General features: G+C 59.5%; 12 protein-coding genes. 6 read left to right on the plus strand and 6 right to left on the minus strand.

Going from position 1 to position 16,230, the window contains the following annotated elements; all coding sequences use genetic code 11:
- Positions 1-61 precede the first annotated feature (61 nt).
- The 4 genes from NW844_RS08390 to NW844_RS08405 form a co-directional block, all read right to left on the minus strand.
- The gene (locus NW844_RS08390) at positions 62-1,285 is read right to left on the minus strand and encodes a glycosyltransferase (protein ID WP_414334934.1); all 1,224 of its coding nucleotides are present in this window, start codon (positions 1,283-1,285) and stop codon (positions 62-64) included.
- 143 nt (positions 1,286-1,428) lie between these two features.
- Positions 1,429-3,924 carry an HD family phosphohydrolase gene (locus NW844_RS08395; RefSeq protein ID WP_414334935.1) on the minus strand — a complete coding sequence of 832 codons (2,496 nt, stop codon included), beginning with the start codon at positions 3,922-3,924 and terminating at the stop codon, positions 1,429-1,431.
- A 65-nt stretch (positions 3,925-3,989) separates the two neighbouring features.
- A complete protein-coding gene (locus tag NW844_RS08400) occupies positions 3,990-4,391 on the minus strand; it encodes a plastocyanin/azurin family copper-binding protein (RefSeq protein ID WP_414334936.1) in 402 nt (133 codons plus the stop codon).
- A 91-nt stretch (positions 4,392-4,482) separates the two neighbouring features.
- Positions 4,483-5,100 carry a 4'-phosphopantetheinyl transferase family protein gene (locus NW844_RS08405; protein WP_414334937.1) on the minus strand — a complete coding sequence of 206 codons (618 nt, stop codon included), beginning with the start codon at positions 5,098-5,100 and terminating at the stop codon, positions 4,483-4,485.
- A 130-nt stretch (positions 5,101-5,230) separates the two neighbouring features.
- Here NW844_RS08405 and NW844_RS08410 point away from each other — a divergent pair, with 130 nt between their 5' ends.
- Positions 5,231-6,676, plus strand: a complete 1,446-nt coding sequence (locus NW844_RS08410) for an LCP family protein (protein WP_414334938.1) — start codon at positions 5,231-5,233, stop codon at positions 6,674-6,676.
- Between the two features lie 105 nt (positions 6,677-6,781).
- Complete coding sequence (gene htpG / locus NW844_RS08415) at positions 6,782-8,641, plus strand: molecular chaperone HtpG (protein WP_414334939.1); 1,860 nt, start codon at positions 6,782-6,784, stop codon at positions 8,639-8,641.
- Here the strand turns inward: htpG and ribH are convergent.
- Positions 8,635-9,225 (minus strand): 6,7-dimethyl-8-ribityllumazine synthase, encoded by a 591-nt coding sequence (gene ribH / locus NW844_RS08420; protein ID WP_414334940.1) that lies wholly within the window; start codon positions 9,223-9,225, stop codon positions 8,635-8,637. The two genes, htpG and ribH, sit on opposite strands and share 7 nt — an antisense overlap.
- 201 nt (positions 9,226-9,426) lie before the next feature.
- On the opposite strand from ribH, the gene NW844_RS08425 reads away from it, so the two are divergent.
- Positions 9,427-10,407 (plus strand): LysR substrate-binding domain-containing protein, encoded by a 981-nt coding sequence (locus NW844_RS08425; protein WP_414334941.1) that lies wholly within the window; start codon positions 9,427-9,429, stop codon positions 10,405-10,407.
- Here NW844_RS08425 and NW844_RS08430 read toward each other — a convergent pair.
- On the minus strand, positions 10,337-12,769 hold the full coding sequence (locus NW844_RS08430; protein WP_414334942.1) for a phospholipid carrier-dependent glycosyltransferase: 2,433 nt from the start codon (positions 12,767-12,769) through the stop codon (positions 10,337-10,339). The two genes, NW844_RS08425 and NW844_RS08430, sit on opposite strands and share 71 nt — an antisense overlap.
- Before the next feature lie 108 nt (positions 12,770-12,877).
- Between NW844_RS08430 and NW844_RS08435 the strand changes: the two genes are divergently transcribed.
- The 3 genes from NW844_RS08435 (at position 12,878) to NW844_RS08445 (ending at position 16,167) form a co-directional block, all read left to right on the plus strand.
- Positions 12,878-14,455: a cryptochrome/photolyase family protein gene (locus NW844_RS08435; RefSeq protein ID WP_414334943.1), complete on the plus strand. Its 1,578-nt coding sequence runs from the start codon at positions 12,878-12,880 to the stop codon at positions 14,453-14,455.
- A gap of 80 nt (positions 14,456-14,535) precedes the next feature.
- Positions 14,536-15,078, plus strand: a complete 543-nt coding sequence (nrdR, locus tag NW844_RS08440; protein WP_414334944.1) for a transcriptional regulator NrdR — start codon at positions 14,536-14,538, stop codon at positions 15,076-15,078.
- Between the two features lie 414 nt (positions 15,079-15,492).
- On the plus strand, positions 15,493-16,167 hold the full coding sequence (locus NW844_RS08445) for a WXG100 family type VII secretion target (RefSeq protein ID WP_414334945.1): 675 nt from the start codon (positions 15,493-15,495) through the stop codon (positions 16,165-16,167).
- The last annotated feature ends 63 nt before the right edge of the window (positions 16,168-16,230 follow it).

The following is a 16,230-nucleotide window of genomic DNA, read 5'->3' on the forward strand; positions in this document are numbered from 1 at the left end:
AGGGAGAGGGGCCGGGGGTGGTCGCGTGAGCGCTTCAGGAGTGTCTGAAATAAACAGACGTTCAAGACTTGTCGCCCCTGGGATCCAGCTTAACCTCTGCACTTTTCCAGCTCAGCTTGGAGTTGAGGTAGAAGTTCCAGAATACAACAATGCCGATCGCAATTAGGTTGGCCAACAGATAATGAATGCCCAAGCGCTCGCTTAGCAAGATCACCAGTGAAGAGTTAAGAAACAAGCCGATCAAGCAGATGACATTAAACTTTACCAGCCGCTTCAGGCGATTCAAGAGACCCGGCTGCAATCGGGTAACATGGCGAAATGTCCACAGATCGTTCCACAGGAAGTTATTGAGAATGGCCACTTCCGAAGCGATCAGCTTACTCGTGATGAGATCCCATCCTAAGTTGTCCGGATCGTGTAACAAATAGAGCAAAACCATGTCCACCACAGTGCCTGACAGGCCGACTGTGCTGAAGCGCAAAAAGGATCCCACCTGTCCTAGCGAGAAGCGCAGGTGGATGAGATGGTGGAGATACTGAAGACAGGTTTGCAGTTGAATTTTGCTCTCGCCGTTTTGGCGCTCCTGAAAGATGTAGCCGACTTCAGCAATGGTTGTCACCCGGCCCCGTGCCAGCACCTCGATCAGCAGTTTGTAACCCTTGGGGCTGAGCGGGATCCCGGCAATAGCCTGGCGTCTGAGGAGGAACAACCCGCTGAGAGGATCCGACACCCGCCTGAAAACCCCTGGCAGCAAAACCAGCCCGATTGCTTGAGCTCCCCGAGAGACGAGGCGCCGGCCCAAGTTCCAGTGGCTCACCCCCCCCGACTCCACGTAGCGGCTGCCCACCACCAAATCTGCCCCTCTCTGCATGAGCGGCCACAGTTTGAGGACGATCTCCGGCGGATGCTGCAGATCCCCATCCATCACCCCCAGCACCTCGCCGCGAGCAGCTTGCCATCCCCGCAATACGGCTGTGGCCAAGCCCCGTTCCCCCTGGCGGCAGATAACTTTGAGTTGGGGAAACTCCTCTTGCAATTCCTGGGCCAACTTGGCAGTGTAATCTGGGCTGTTGTCATCCACCACGATCAGCTCATAGGCTCCGGGTAGAATCGCGTCGAGGTGGGCGCACAACTGGCGAATCAAGCTGCCAATGCTGGAAGCTTCGTTGTAGGTGGGAATGACCAACGAAAGTTGAACAGGGCTGGGGTGGGATAGAGATGGGATCTGAATGGGAACTCCAGAAGCTTTGGGATGGGTAGATGAAGCAGGAGCTACATGGGGCATAAAGACTCTGTCCCGCTGACGCGAACAGGAGGCCATCCAAAAAACAATGGCAGGGGATCCCAACTCTGGGCCGTCTTGACTTGATCCGCAATTAATCCCTTATCCTACCGATGGATCAGCTTCAGGACTAGACCTTTCTCTACCTACCCAGCGATTCGCAAGGGTGCGCTCGGCTGAGAGGAGCCGGTGGGCGGGGGCATCGACATCGGCATTTGTGCCTGGTCAGGCTCCGGCAGCGAGGGGGCAGGGGTGACGCTGGGATAGGGGATGCGCTCGTGGTTGGATTCCCGCCACACCTCTACAAAAGCGTCTGCCACCACCTCCAAATCCTGAAGCGTCAGGCCGCTATCGACCAGTTGGCCATCCTGCCAACGGGCCTGGGCAATTTTGCGGACAACAGCCTTGGCCCGCTCAACCACCTCAGGGCCAAAGCCGTCGCTCAGGGTCATGCTGCGCAGGGCCGCCTCACAAGCATCGGCAAGCATTACCACCCCTGTCTCCTTGCTCTGGGGGATGGGGCCATCGTAGCGGAACAGCTCCTCGGGCACCGACTGATCCCCGGCTTTCATCTGGGCTTGATGGTAAAAGTAAGCAATCAGGATCGTCCCCTGGTGCTCAGGGATAAAAGCTTGGACAGCGGTGGGCAGATTGTATTGCTTGGCTAGGCGCAGCCCATCGCTGACGTGGGCCTTGATGATCTGGGCGCTGCGATAGGGATCGTCCAGTTGCGTATGAGGGTTGAGGCCGCCCATCTGGTTTTCGATGAAGTAGCGGGCCTGCAGCATTTTGCCGATGTCGTGGTAGAGGGTGCCGGTGCGCACCAGCTCCACGTTAAGGTTCAGCTTCTGGGCAGCTCGTTCCGCCAAGGTGGCTACAAACAGGGTGTGCTGGAAGGTGCCGGGGGCTTCTGCCGCCAGCCGTCGCAGCAGGGTGCGGTTGGGGTTGCTCAACTCGATGAGGCGAATGGGGGTGGCCAGGTCGAACAAGCGCTCCAGGTAGGGGCTGGCTCCCAGCGCCACAATGCTCCACCCCAGCGTGATCCCTCCCCCCAAGGCCATCGCCAATAGGTCGATGCCGCCAGTTGTGGTCAAGCTAACAGCCGCATAGGTGAGCATCTGCACCGCCGCCGCCCCTCCTCCCAACAAGGCCAACTCTTCCCGAGAGCGGGAGCGCCCGGCCAGGGCGCAGGCCACCACACTGCCGGAAAGCAAGGGTGCGAAGGTGAGCAGATTGGCAGAGGAGACCAACGGCAAAAGTAACGCCTGGCCCACCACCACCACCAGGCCCAGCCCTGCCCCGTAAAAACTGCCCAGCAACAGCCCCACCGCCGGCAAGGAGCTGAACTCCAGCTTGAACAAAGTTGCCACAAGCGGAGCAGTCAGGGAAACCATCAGGATCAACACCCGATCCCGGCGGCGCAATCCCGGCTGCAAGCGTTGCTGCAAGGGGACGAAAATGGCCAAGCCCAAGCCCATGACGCCAGCCACCCCCACCAGGCCCCAGACGTTGATCCTGCGCTGGGTAAAACCAAAGTGATCCAAAATCAAAAAGATCTCGGGGGTGATGATCTGATCTGCTCGCACAATCACCTGGTTTTCCGCAACCGAGATCAGGACGGGCTCAACTTTTTCCAGCTCGGCGCGAATGCGCTGCTCGGTGCGCTGGGGATCCACCTCCACGTTGGGAACAAGCACCTGCTGCAGCCACTGATAGACCAGCGCCTGTAGCTCCTGCCGCTGGGCGGCACTGCCTGGAAAGGCCAGCTCGTCCAGTTGGGCTTGGATCCCTTCAGCGCGCACCTCGCGGGGCAGGCCATCCACAATGCCTATCTTCTGCAGGCGCTCCAAGACCCGCCGGCTCAGTCCCTGGAGCTGCTTCCACTCAGTCTCTGTTAAGTTGAGAACCGTGGCCGGGACAGGGAGGGTGAGCTGCTCCAGAGCCGCCAGAGCCCCTTGGTAGCGCTGTTGTGCCGCTTCCACCTGGGCAATTAACTGGGTATAGGGATCCGTGGCCGCCGTCTGAGTGGCCGCCCCATCCAACCAGGCCCGCTGCCAAACCTCGACCAGCTCTTGCCGGGCCCGCTGCTCTGGAAAAAGCGGCTCCAGACGTCCAGCAACCTCTTCCGACAGAGATTGAGTGGCTGCACGGGTGCGGATGGCCTCTTGTCGGACACGAGCCTGAAGGAGTTCCCACTCTTCTGGGGCAAGCTGGCGCAGGTAGATCTGCGTTGGCAGAGATAGCAATTGGACAGAAACATAGGGCAGAGAACCTGCCTCTTGTCGGATGGCCTCCACCGCTGCCAGGAGAGCCTCCAGATTTTGCCGCATGCTCTCGTTGGCGGTGCTGTTGATTTTGAGGGCTTGCACCACGCGCCGTCGCGCCTCGGCCTGCCGGGCCTGGGTAGCCTCCACATCTTCGATCTCTGCCGCAGCAGGAGCGAGGAAGGTTTGCGGGGAGCGGCTGCCGACGGTCAGTTGCGGCTCGTTGTAGTAGCGGATCCCGTGAACAGCAGTGAGGGAGAGAAGCGCTAGGGCATAGCCGGCAACCCGCTCCGGCAGGGGGGGCCTGCTCTTGCGAGGAGAGGCTGCCTGGCGTCGCCGAGTCCAGTGTTCCACGATGGGGCTGAGCAGGTTTTTCATGCGATTTGCCTGGCAGCGTCTTTCTCTTTTCTATCCCCTTTTGCCCCCCTAGCCCAGGAGATAGCCTAGTCGCCAATGGTAATCTGCCCGATCATGCCCGCTTCGGCGTGGCCGGGAATGGTACAGACCAAAGAATAAACTCCAGATTTCAGGGGAATAAACTGCCACTCCACTGCCGCACCTGGCTTCAGCTCCAGTTCTCGGATCTGGCCCTTGATTTCCACACCGGCCACTTCCAACTTGCGAGTCCAAACGGCATCGGCAAAATCTTTGGCGCTGAAATAGTGCTTCAACTGGCTGGGGTTGCTCAAGTGCAAACGGTAGAGGTTGCCGTTGCGAAAAAAGAGCTCCTTGGGCACAAACACCAACTGGTTATCGGCAGTACCTAACTCGACAGCTTTGTCCTGGGGCGTTTGCCGCGACAGATCCCGCGCCCAGGCCGGATGCGGGATCCCGCCGATCGACATCCCCAGACAGAGGCTCAATATCAGGAGATAACGCAACCCACGCAACATAACCCCAACATGGAAACTCGGCCTGAAAACCCAAGATAGCAGCTCAAGCGGGAGTGAAGAGATCTGCGCCTTGGCAGAGCTGCACCGTCGGGACTGGCCCGCCCACTTCCAGTCGTTCCATCGCCACAGCGGCAACGTAGCCCTCGGCAACCCGCAGGGGCAGGGTCAGCCAGCAGGGATCCCCGGCCCCGGCCCTGGCTCCGGCCAGCCCCACGCCCATGGCTTTCAGGAGAGCTTCTTTCTGCGTCCACAGCTCCAGGAAAACCCTCTCCCGCTCTGCCGGTGGACAGGCCAACAGACGAGCCTGCTCGGCGGCGGAAAAATAGCGTCGGGCAATGCGTTGCCAGCGGGGCACGGGTCGGATCCGCTCCAAGTCCACGCCAATTCGACGCTGCAACGTCAAGCCAACCAGGATCCACTCGTGGGAGTGGCTGAGGTTGAACTGCAGCGGTAGGGGTGGATCCCGCCAATAGGGCTTGCCGGTGGAGCTGTGGTCGAGGGGGATCGCCCGGGGCGGAATGCCGCTGTAGCGGCTGAGCAAGCTGCGCAACCCAAGACGACCGGCCAGAAAGCGGCACCGATCCGCCGGCAGTTGTAAACGCTCTGCCCGCCGGCATTCCCCAGGAGAAAGCATGTCGAGCTGGGGAAGCAACTGCTCCAACGGGGGTACGCTCCACAGCCAAAGGTGCGCCTCCCACTTCCCCGGTAACGGCTGCAGGGATCCCGCCGGGGAAGCTGCTCTCTCGTTGCAGTTGGGTATGGACAGTCCTAGAGAATAAGGATGCGGTAACATGACCTTGAATTGGTGGGGTTGGCAACACCCCCTAAACAGTACACCCCTTCCTGCAGGCGCCCGCGAGGCTCGGCCCGACCTGATGTCCTCTTTCCACTATCCACCCCGCCCAGACCGTGTCCGCGCCGCTCGTCAGCAGGCCATTCGCCAGGGGATCCTCTGGCTGTTGTTGGGATTCACGGCTGTGTTGGCGGGCTCTGCCGGTGCCTTCTTGGCTGTGATGTTGCCCCGTCCGGTGATCCCCACTTCCCTCACTCCCAGCGAACAAGAAGCCTTCCGTCCGGATGCTTTGCGGGCTGCCGCTCTGGATCGCTCCTTGCACATTCTCATCCTCGGCACCGACAACCCGGATCCCACCCTGCCCTTGTCCACAGAACGGGAGCGTCTCAACACCCGCACCGACACCATCCTCTTGGCCCGTTTTGATCCACAGGCGCAGCGGATCACTGTCCTATCCATCCCTCGCGATACCCGCGTGCGCTTGCCTGGCTTTGGTGTAACCAAGATCAATGCGGCCAACTTGGCAGGGGGCCCGGCGCTGGTGGCCCAGGTGGTCAGCACCTTGCTGGGCGGGATCCCGATTGACCGCTATGTTCGCCTCAATACCGAGGCCCTGGAAGCTTTGATTGACGCAGTGGGGGGTGTGGAGGTCTATGTGCCGGAGCCCATGCACTATGTGGATCACACGCAGCAGTTGTTTATTAACCTAGAGCCTGGCTGGCACCGCCTCAACGGCGAACAAGCCCATCACTTTGCCCGCTTCCGCCGCGACCACCTGGGCTTGGGAGATATCGGTCGGGTACAACGGCAACAGGAGCTGCTGCGGGCCCTGAGCCGGGAACTGCTCTCCCCTGCCGTCTGGCCGCGCATCCCGAAGGTTTTGCAGGTCGTCCGCACCCACCTGGAGACCAACCTCACCTGGGAAGAGGTTCTGAGCTTGGCCAAGTTCGTCCTCACCTCTGGGGACGATCGCATCGACCTGGTGCTGTTGCCGGGCCGCTTCAGCCAGCCGGGAGAGTTTGCCACCAGCTACTGGCTGCCAGATTTGGCCGGGATCCGCCGCCTGGCCGTGACCCACTTTGGCCTGGAGGCGGAAGTAGCTCCCATCTCGCCGCACCGCCTGCGCATAGCTGTGCAAAATGCTACCGGAAAGCCGGGGATGGCCCGCCGCATGGTGCAAGAACTGGTTCGACAGGGCTATACCCAGGTTTTTGCCGTCGAAGACAGCCCCCAGGTGTTGCCGCACACGGAGATCCTCGCCCAAAGCGGGGATCGGGAAGGAGCCAAGCAGGTTCGCGCTGCCCTTGGCCTGGGAGAGCTGCGGGTGGAATCCACCGGCGTTCTCAACTCCGACATCACCATTCGCGTTGGGCAAGATTGGGCCCACCAGCTTACCCTTGATATCGACCAGGCGCAGAGTCCGGCCAGAGGGGCTCAGCTCTAGAGCCGGTTCGGTTGCGGGTGCGGATTTCTGGAAAAAGTTCAGCTTGTCGGGGCCTTTGCTACCTCTGTAGATTGGCACTGAGCTTGTTGAAGTGCCGAGCCATCTATGACTGTGCTGGAACAGGGATCCATCACCATCCACACCGAGAACATTTTCCCCATCATCAAGCAGTCTCTCTATTCGGATCGGGAGATTTTTTTGCGGGAGCTGATCTCCAATGCTGCCGATGCCATTGCCAAGCTCAAGATGGCCAAACTGGCCGGCGAAGTGGCGGATCCCCCGGAGCCGGAGATCGTGATCGCGCTCAACAAAGAGGCCAAGACCCTCTCGGTCAGCGACACCGGCATCGGTATGACTGCCGAAGAGGTAAAAAAGTACATCAACCAGGTGGCCTTTTCCAGCGCTGAGGAGTTCCTTCAAAAGTACAAAAGCAAAGAGGCAGAACAGGCGATCATCGGCCACTTTGGCCTGGGATTCTATTCCTCTTTTATGGTGGCGCAGCGGGTGGAGATCGACACCCTTTCCTATCAGCCCGGCAGCACGCCTGTGCAGTGGTCTTGCGACGGCAGCCCAACTTTTACCCTTTCCGATTCGCAGCGCTCCGCCATCGGCACCACCGTCACCCTTTACCTCAGCCCGGATAGCGAGGAGTATCTGGAGCCAAGCCGCATCCGCGAATTGGTGCGCAAATACTGCGACTTCATTCCCGTCCCTATTAAACTCAACGGAGAAGTCATCAATCGCCAGAAGCCCCTCTGGAAGATTCCTCCCTCTGAGCTCAAGGATGAGGATTACCTAGAGTTTTACCGCTACCTCTATCCCTTCCAAGAGGATCCCCACTTCTGGGTACACATCAACACGGATTATCCCTTCATCGTGCAAGGGATCCTCTACTTCCCCAAGTTGCGCCCGGATATCGATCCCACCAAGGGCCAGGTCAAGCTATTTTGCAACCAGGTTTTTGTCCAGGATAACTGCGAAGAAGTCATTCCCAAATTCCTCCTGCCTCTGCGCGGTGCCATCGACAGCCCAGATATTCCCCTCAACGTCTCCCGCAGCTTCCTGCAAAATGATCGCACCGTCAGGCGCATCGGGGATCACATCGCCAAAAAGGTGGCGGATCGCCTCAACGAGCTTTACAAAGAAGACTATGAAAAATATGTCAAGGTCTGGCCCGATATCAGCCTCTTCATGAAGTTTGGGGCGATGAACAACGACAAGTTCTTCGCCCAGATTAAAGACATTCTCATCTTCCGAGTGGCCGGATCCCCTGCCGATAAACCGGAGTACGTGACCCTCAAAGCATACCTGGAGCGCACGCGGGAAAAGCAAAACAAGCGGGTTTACTACGCCACCGACGAAGCAGCCCAGAGCGCCTACATCGACCTGCACCGCTCCCAGGGCCTGGAGGTCATCATGCTGGATAGCTGGATCGACAGCCATTTCAGCAGCTTCCTGGAGCGGGAGTATCGGGAAGAAGGGATCCAATTTAAGCGGGTGGATTCCGAGCTGGACGAGACGCTGATCCAGAAAGACAAAGCTGCCGATCTCGTCGATCCCATCACACAAAAAACCCGCAGCGAAAAGCTGGTGGATCTGTTCCGTCAGGCTTTGGGCAAAGAGAAGCTGCAGATCAAAGCCGAGGCCCTCAAGTCTGAGTCGGTTCCGGCCATGATCCTGCTGCCGGAGGCGCTGCGGCGCCTGCAGGAGCTCAATGCCATCCTGCAACAAAAGCCCATGGAGTTTCTGGAAGAACACACCCTGGTGCTCAACACCGCCCACCCCTTGATCCAAAACCTGCAGGCTCTGGCCGAGGAGGGGCGGGATCCAGAGCTGGTCAACCTTATCTGCAACCACATCTACGATCTGGCGCTGATTACCCAGAAAAGCTTTGACCCCGCAGCCGCACGGGCCTTTGTGCAGCGTTCCAATGAGGTGCTCACCCGTCTAACCCGCCGTCAGTAGGCGGCACTCTCCAAAGTTACCCCCGGCTGCAGCGCCTCTGCTCCACCGGGCAGAGAGGGACGGGAGGCCGCTCCATTGTTGCCGGCGCTGTTGCTCCCTTGCAAGAGGGGAGCCACTTGGCGCATCAGGGTGGCCATCTCCAGGGCACTCATGGCGTATTCCCAGCCTTTGTTGTTCTTGATCCCGGCCCGCTCCAGCGCCTGCTGCAGAGTATCGGCGGTGAGGATCCCGAAAATGACTGGCACGCCGGTGCGAAAACTCGCTGCCGCGATCCCCTTGGCCACCTCTGCCGCCACATAGTCGAAGTGAGGGGTTTGGCCGCGAATTACTGCCCCCAGGCAGATGATGGCATCGTAACGGCGGGACTGGGCCAGTTGGTGGGCTACCACAGGCACCTCAAAGCTGCCCGGCACCCAGTAGTAGTCCACCTGCTTGCTCTCCGGGCCGACATCCACACCATGCCGCTTCAGCCCGTCCTGGCACCCCTCCAACAATTTGCCGGCAATCAAGTCGTTAAACCGACTGATAACAATCGCCAGACGCAGATCCGCCGTCTGAACAAAGTTGCCCTCGTAAACTGCCATCTACACTGCTCCAGACCTGAAAGACAAGCGGGTCGACCAACACGGCAAAACCGCGCTTTCCCATCCTAGTTCACTCCCCTACCTCAAGCTCCGTCAAAGGACGGGGGACAGGGGTTTGCCTTTCCCCGGGGAGATCTCGCCAAAACGCATAGATCAGGGCTTATGATTTAGTAGTGAACCTTTAGTTTTTCCTAATTGTCCATGAAGGCCATTACCTTGCACCAACTGCAAATCTTCGAGGTTGCTGCTCGTCACCTGAGCTTTACCCGGGCTGCCGAAGAGCTTTACCTGACCCAGCCCACGATTTCCATGCAGATCAAGCAATTGAGCAAAGCCGTGGGGTTGCCGCTGTTTGAGCAGGTGGGCAAGCGGCTGTATCTCACCGAAGCGGGGCAAGCTTTACACCAAACCTGCGACAAAATTTTCGAACAATTGAATCAATTCGAGATGACCCTTGCCGACCTGAAGGGGTTAAAACAGGGACGGCTGAGCATTGGGGTGGTCACCACCGCCAAATACTTTATTCCTCGTCTTCTGGGGCCATTCTGTCAGCAGTATCCCGGTATCGACGTCGCCCTTAAAGTAATCAACCGCCAGCAGGTTTTGGAGCGGCTCGGCCACAACATGGACGATCTCTACGTGATGGGGATGCCGCCGGAAGATTTGGATGTGGTGGCGCAACCTTTTCTGGAAAACTCTTTGGTGGTTATGGCCCCCATTCATCATCCGCTGGTGGGCCAAAAGCGGATCCCTCTGGCGCGCATTGCCCAAGAACCCTTCTTGGCCCGCGAACCCGGATCTGGAACGCGCATGGCGGTGGAGCGGCTTTTTGACAAACACAACTTGAAGTTAAATATTCGCATGGAGATAGGCAGCAGCGAAGCCATTCGCCAAGGCATTGTTGGTGGACTGGGCATTTCGGTTTTGTCTCAGCATGTGTTGGCTTTGGGGGGATGGCAACATCATCTGGCTATTTTAGATGTGGAAGAGTTCCCCATTCGGGGGTTTTGGTATTTGGTCTATTTGCGCTCCAAGCGCCTTTCGGTGGTGGCCAAAGCTTTTGCCGACTTTCTGCTTTCACAAGTTTCTCAAATGGATTTGGACTTTGTGGCTAAAGATCAGCACAAACCCAATTCCAATCCCAGTCTGGATCCGCTTTCTGGCAAAGAGGCCGAACCATAGCCGAAACCTCTTGTTGCAACTCCGGAACGCCTTCAAGGTCACGGGTAAAAAATACTCGCAAAAAGGCCAGGTAAGCCCGCGCCCACTGGTCCTCGGGATCCAGCTCGACAATTTGTTGAAAATGCCGCTGGGCTGCTTGTGGCTGCAGCAGCACTGCCAACATGAGGCCCAGTTGGTAGTGGCTTTGGATTTGCCGGTTCACTCGACCCTGGGCAGCGGCCTGTTGCCATTGCCCCTCTAGCAATTGGCGTGTCAGGGTGCGATCGGGATCCGTCAGAAAAGTCGGGTATTGCAGGGTTGTCCAGGCATTGAGGTAAAGGGAGAGAGTTTGCAGATCCCCAGCAGCAGCAGCTCTGGCCGCCTCTTGGAGAGGAAACAAGGGATCCATCAAAAAAAGGGATCCCTCCTTTTGGAAGCTGAACAGGAATCCTCTCCAGGGCTGGTGGAGGGCATGGCGGATCCCATTGGGCAACTGCCAATCCAGGTGGAGAAAGCTCCCCTTCGAGAAGTCGGCTGTGGGCAGCGTCAGGATCTCTTCCACCAGCCAGACACCCGTTGAGCTGAGCTGCAGGCGGTTCTGCCCCACCACCCAGGCGCGCTCGGCCAACACCTGCCCTTGGGAATCTTCCAGCCACGCCCAGGCCAGGGTTTGGGCCAACTCCTGAGCCGGGCCTTGCCAGCGCAGCCGCCAGGCCGGGATCCCCAGCTCCGACAGCGCCTCAACCTCCACCAACTCCACCTCCCCAGCTTCAAGAGGCGACTCCTGCACCGTCACCCGTGGCCGGCGGGGAAAATAAGTCTGCAGCCGACCCACGCTGGGCAACTCTACCCCAGGTTCTTGTCGCCAGTCCGGGCTGCTGCGCAGGTGCTGCCGGATCTGCTCCTTGGCCGGGCCGTAGGGGCCGACAATTCCCTGTTCCCCCGCAGCATCTACAAACCCGTCCAGCAAGGATAGCTCCAGTTCCGGCCAGGGGGTTTGCCCGGCAGCGCGGAACGTGACCGGCCAGCGCTGGAGAGCCGCCAAGTAAGTCAGCGTTTCCGAAGAAATGAGCTCGGTGTTGGGAAGAACGCCCAAGGTGGTGGTTAAACCCGGCTGGAGCAACGTCTCAATCCACTGGGTCAGCTCCTGGGCGGGGCGCTGCCCCTGCCACTGCATCGGGATCCCCCTCCAGAGAGGGGCCACGCCTGGGGTGAGGGGCCGACCCAAGCTGGCCAAGGCCAAGCAGCCCAGAACCAGCCCCGCGCAGGCTCCCCTTTGCAAAGCCCACCCGCCCCAGCGCTCCCCCAGCCACCGATAAGCTTTTTGCATCCCACCTGCCGACAACACCGCCAAAAGGGGCAACAGGGGTAGGGTAAAGCGCACATCTTTAATATCCACCACGGTGTAGAGAAGATAGCCCGAACTGTAGGCGGCCCACAGGACTGCCTCTCGCCGGTCCAGGGATCCCAGCAGCGTCAGCAGCGGCAAGGGGCACAAAAAAGGGCTCATCTGCAGGGGCAACCAGCGCAAGTAGGCAGTCCACCAACACAGGGATCCAGCCCCACAGGTGACGTAGTAGTGGGCAGTACTGGCATAGCCCCACCCATTGCTGAGCACAAACAGCCAGTTGGCTCCGTACCAAGGCCAACACAGCAGCAGCGTCACAGCCAGGCCCAACCCCATCTGGGCCACAGGGATCCCTTTTTGCCACCCCACCGCTTTTCTGCTGCGCCAGAAAGCCTGACCTGCAGCCCCCACCAGAGGCAGCAGCAAAAACAGCACCCCTGTCCACTTGGTCAGCAGCACCGCCGCCACCCCCGCCCCCACCCCCGTCGCCCCCCGCCAGGACGGCTCCTCCGCATAGGCCCACAGCGCGCAAAAAGCCAGCGTCACCGCCACCACCAGCGGCAGCTCCAGCATGTAAACATGAGCCAAAGCCGTGATCCCCGGATAAAGGAGTACCAGCGCCGCCGCCAGCCAGCCCACTTCCCAAGAGCGATAGACCCGCCGCCCCAGCCGCTGGGTTGCCAGGATCAGAACCCCCAGCAACACCCAATTGAGCAATTGCCCGTCAGCACGGCCGAACGGATGCAGAGCTGCCAACGGGATCCCCAGCCAGTAGGCCAAAGGCGGGTAGCGCTGGTTAAGGTGGAGCAACTGCTGCCACCAGATCTTTTCCCAGCGAAACCGCCCCAGGTGAAGCCCAAACGCCTGCGCCTGCAGCAGATGCTGCGCCTCATCCCAGGCCGGCGGCAAGGGATCCGTCCAATTCCAAATCACCAGCAGCAGCAGCGCCGCCATCCCCAGCCCGGCCCAGGCCTTGAAAAAAGGGATCCCCAACCGCCCTCTTTCCCCCGCTAGCCGGCTGGATGCCCTCTCCATCGCCACCTCACCTTAGCCCTGCTCCCCAACGCTACACTCAACTTGGGCTGCCCTCAGAGATCTAGAGACATCTTGGCCCCGCGATCGACAAAATTACCCCGCCTTCCCATGACCGCTTCACTCGCTGGCCCCACAGGCGTCTGGATCCTCCCCGATCAACTCCATCCCCAGCAATCCGCCCTCGCCTCCCTCTCCGCCCTACCCCCTCGCTGCGTTCCCATCATCCTCATCGAATCCCACACCTGGGCCAGCTCCCGCAACCACCATCAGCAGAAATTGGTGCTGGTGTGGTCGGCCATGCGCCACTTTGCCCAAGAACTGCAACAGCGGGGCTACCCGGTCACCTATGTGGAAGCCGACGGCTATGCCGAGCCCCTGCAAACCTGGGCCAAGCAACAGCAACTGCGGCAAATCCGCCTCATGCAGCCCGCCGATATTCCCGTCCGGGATGAGGTAGAAAAGCTGCGGTCTGCCCTCCCCTGCCCCCTCCTGATCCTGGAAAACAACCACTTCCTCTGGACAGCTCGCCAATTTATCGACTGGGCCACAGGCCGCAAGCGCCTGCTCCTGGAAGACTTTTACCGCGAAGGGCGCAAACGCTTCCGCATCTTCATGGACGGCTCCCAGCCCCTCGGCGGGCGCTGGAACTACGACCGGGAAAACCGGCAGCCTCCCCAGCCTGGCCGGCGCTACCCGCCGCCTCTGACGTTTCCTCCCGACGCCATCACCCAGGCCGTGATCACAAAAGTCAAGCACCATTACGGCCATCACTTCGGATCTTTAGAGGGATTTGGCTGGGCTGTCACCCGTGCCCAAGCCCTGCAAGTGCTCGAAGACTTTATCCGGCACCGCCTGCCCCACTTCGGCCCCTGGCAAGACGCCATGCAAACCGGCGAGGACTTCCTCTACCACTCCCTGCTGTCCCCTTACCTCAACTTGGGCCTGCTCACCCCCCATGAAGTCATCGCCGCCGCCGCACAGGCCTACCATCGCGGCGGGATCCCTCTCCCTTCGGCGGAAGGCTTCATCCGCCAGATCCTGGGCTGGCGGGAATACCTGCGCGGCTTCTACGAATACCAAATGCCCCAGGGCTATGCCCAGAAGAACTTCTTTGGCCACTACCGCCCCCTGCCGGACTTTTTTTGGACGGGCGAAACCGACATGGCCTGTCTGCGGCACACCCTAGGGCAAATTCGCCGCCATGGCTATGCCCACCACATCCAGCGACTGATGGTTCTCAGCAACTTTGCCCTCATCAGCGGTATCCAACCCCAAGCGGTGGAAGCGTGGTTTCACGACGTGTTCATCGACAGCTATGACTGGGTGATGCAGCCCAACGTCATCGGCATGGGCCTTTTCGCCGACGGGGGCATGCTCTCCACCAAACCCTACGCGGCCTCCGCCCAGTACATCCGCAAAATGAGTGACTACTGCCGCCATTGCCGCTACAATCCCAGCGAAAAGATGGGCGAACGGGCCTGTCCCTTTAACACGTTTTACTGGGACTTCCTGTTGCGTCAGCACTCCCTCCTAACTCCTTTGGGCAGGATGAAATGGGTACTGGCCCATCTGGATCGCATGGAACCAGAGCTAAAAGCCCAAATCCAGGCGCAAGCCGCCGCCTGGTGGGATCCCTGGCCATCTATGCCCAACGAACAGAGTTCATCTCAGCTGCAATCTGTCTGAGTCTAAATGGGTATCCGAAGGTATCCGGTAAAATTGAGGCACCCCCTCTCCACCTGTCGCTTTGTCGAGGATCACCAGCCATGAAATGTCCCCGCTGCAGCAAACAAGAAATCCGGGTTTTGGAATCTCGTTCGGCAGAAGGCGGCCAGAGTGTGCGGCGGCGGCGAGAATGCATGTCCTGCGGCTACCGCTTCACCACCTACGAACGCATCGAGTTCATGCCCATCATGGTCATCAAACGGGATGGATCCCGCGAAAGCTTCAATCGCAACAAGATCCTGCAGGGGGTGATGCGCGCCTGCCAAAAAACCCCCGTCACCGTCAGACAGATGGAAGAGCTGGTCAACGAGATCGAAGAAAAACTGCAATTGGAAGATGCCCAAGAGGTAACCACTCTGCGCATCGGCGAGATGGTGCTGGAGCGCCTGCAACACCTGAGCGAGGTGGCCTATGTACGCTTTGCCTCCGTCTACCGCCAGTTTCAGGGTATAAAAGACTTCGTCAACGAGCTGGAACAGTTGGAGCCACCTCTTCGACAGAAGCTGGAGCGGCTGCTGCGGGACTCTTCCGCCTCAGATTCCGAATCCCCAAGTTCCCCAGACTTGGTGGGGGGATATTCTTGACAGACTTCCCGTAGCCAAAGCCAGAGACTTCGCGGCGCTTCTCGGTAACTCAGGAACGATAGCCGCCAACAAGCCCAGGCGATCCCCTGGGTCAGCGAGAAAAGGGCGCTTATGGGTGAGAAAAATTGCTGTAAGAGGTCGCCCATTGCAAAGGCTTAGCGGTATGCTTGGGGTAGCAATCGCTGCTCACACTAACCCTAGCGCTGCACATCCTCAGACTATCGATGTTCAGCACTACCCCTAAAGAGCCCCCGTGTGTCTCAGCCCTCTGTCTTTTCAAGTCAATCCCAACTTATGCAATACGATTTTCGGGGTTCTACCCCCTCTGGCACTCGCAACGGCAACCTCGGTGGTTTGCCTCGCAGCGGCTTTCGCTCCCCTGCCCCAAGAGAGACGGGGCCAGGAGTCGTACCGATGCAAGCATATCAACAAGTGGCCGAAGAGTTGGAGGCCGCCCGTCAGCAGGTGAGTCGGCTCTCCTCCGAAAACCAGCGCCTGCGCGCTTTGCATCAGCAGTTGTCTGGAGAGATTGCCGCCATCGGCCAAGAGTTCCAGGGGCAGTTGGGCCAGGCCCTGAAGCGCCTACAGCAAATCAGCCTACAGCTTGCTGATGCCACTGGGGCTTCTGGAGCATCTTTCCAGCAGGACAGTTCGATTGCCGATCCCAGCCAACCGGAAACTCCCCCCAGCTACGATTTTTTGAATCGCCTCAAGCGCCGCCAGGCCCGCAGCGAGACCTCCTCCTTCTCGTCCAATAGCTTTGCCTCGCCCCCCTTGGACTCTCTCCGCCGCTCTCCACCTTCCACCTGCCTGCGCCAAGATAACCCCCGCACCGGGTATCAGGTTCCTTCCCTGGACGAGTTGATGCAAGATCCAGTCGGCTCAGATCCCTATCTCGGCGAGGCAGACTCCTTTTCCCATCCCAGCGGCATCTACCAGCGGGTACGGGAGCAACATCACGGATCCCAGGGATCTCCCGTGCTTTGGATGGCCGCCGCAGTCCTTTTGGTGGTTGGTTCTTTCGGACTGGGATTTCTGGCTGTACAGCCCTTCTTGCGCAACAACCCGCCACCTGTGCAGGCGCCCTAAAGTTATGGAAAGACTAGCCCCCCCGTTGGGTGGTGGGGGGGCAGAGGTGAGCCTGGCACCGAG

It is taken from the genome of Synechococcus sp. H55.2 (assembly GCF_047462495.1).
GTDB lineage: Bacteria > Cyanobacteriota > Cyanobacteriia > Thermostichales > Thermostichaceae > Thermostichus.

Coding starts and splice junctions, on each gene's coding strand:
- ribH (WP_414334940.1), bottom strand. CDS start 9,225: ATGGCAGTTTACGAGGGCAACTTTGTTCAGACGGCGGATCTGCGTCTG.
- NW844_RS08395 (WP_414334935.1), bottom strand. CDS start 3,924: ATGAAAAACCTGCTCAGCCCCATCGTGGAACACTGGACTCGGCGACGC.
- NW844_RS08430 (WP_414334942.1), bottom strand. CDS start 12,769: ATGGAGAGGGCATCCAGCCGGCTAGCGGGGGAAAGAGGGCGGTTGGGG.
- NW844_RS08390 (WP_414334934.1), bottom strand. CDS start 1,285: ATGCCCCATGTAGCTCCTGCTTCATCTACCCATCCCAAAGCTTCTGGA.
- NW844_RS08400 (WP_414334936.1), bottom strand. CDS start 4,391: ATGTCGATCGGCGGGATCCCGCATCCGGCCTGGGCGCGGGATCTGTCG.
- NW844_RS08445 (WP_414334945.1), top strand. CDS start 15,493: ATGCAAGCATATCAACAAGTGGCCGAAGAGTTGGAGGCCGCCCGTCAG.
- nrdR (WP_414334944.1), top strand. CDS start 14,536: ATGAAATGTCCCCGCTGCAGCAAACAAGAAATCCGGGTTTTGGAATCT.
- NW844_RS08435 (WP_414334943.1), top strand. CDS start 12,878: ATGACCGCTTCACTCGCTGGCCCCACAGGCGTCTGGATCCTCCCCGAT.
- NW844_RS08410 (WP_414334938.1), top strand. CDS start 5,231: ATGACCTTGAATTGGTGGGGTTGGCAACACCCCCTAAACAGTACACCC.
- htpG (WP_414334939.1), top strand. CDS start 6,782: ATGACTGTGCTGGAACAGGGATCCATCACCATCCACACCGAGAACATT.
- NW844_RS08425 (WP_414334941.1), top strand. CDS start 9,427: ATGAAGGCCATTACCTTGCACCAACTGCAAATCTTCGAGGTTGCTGCT.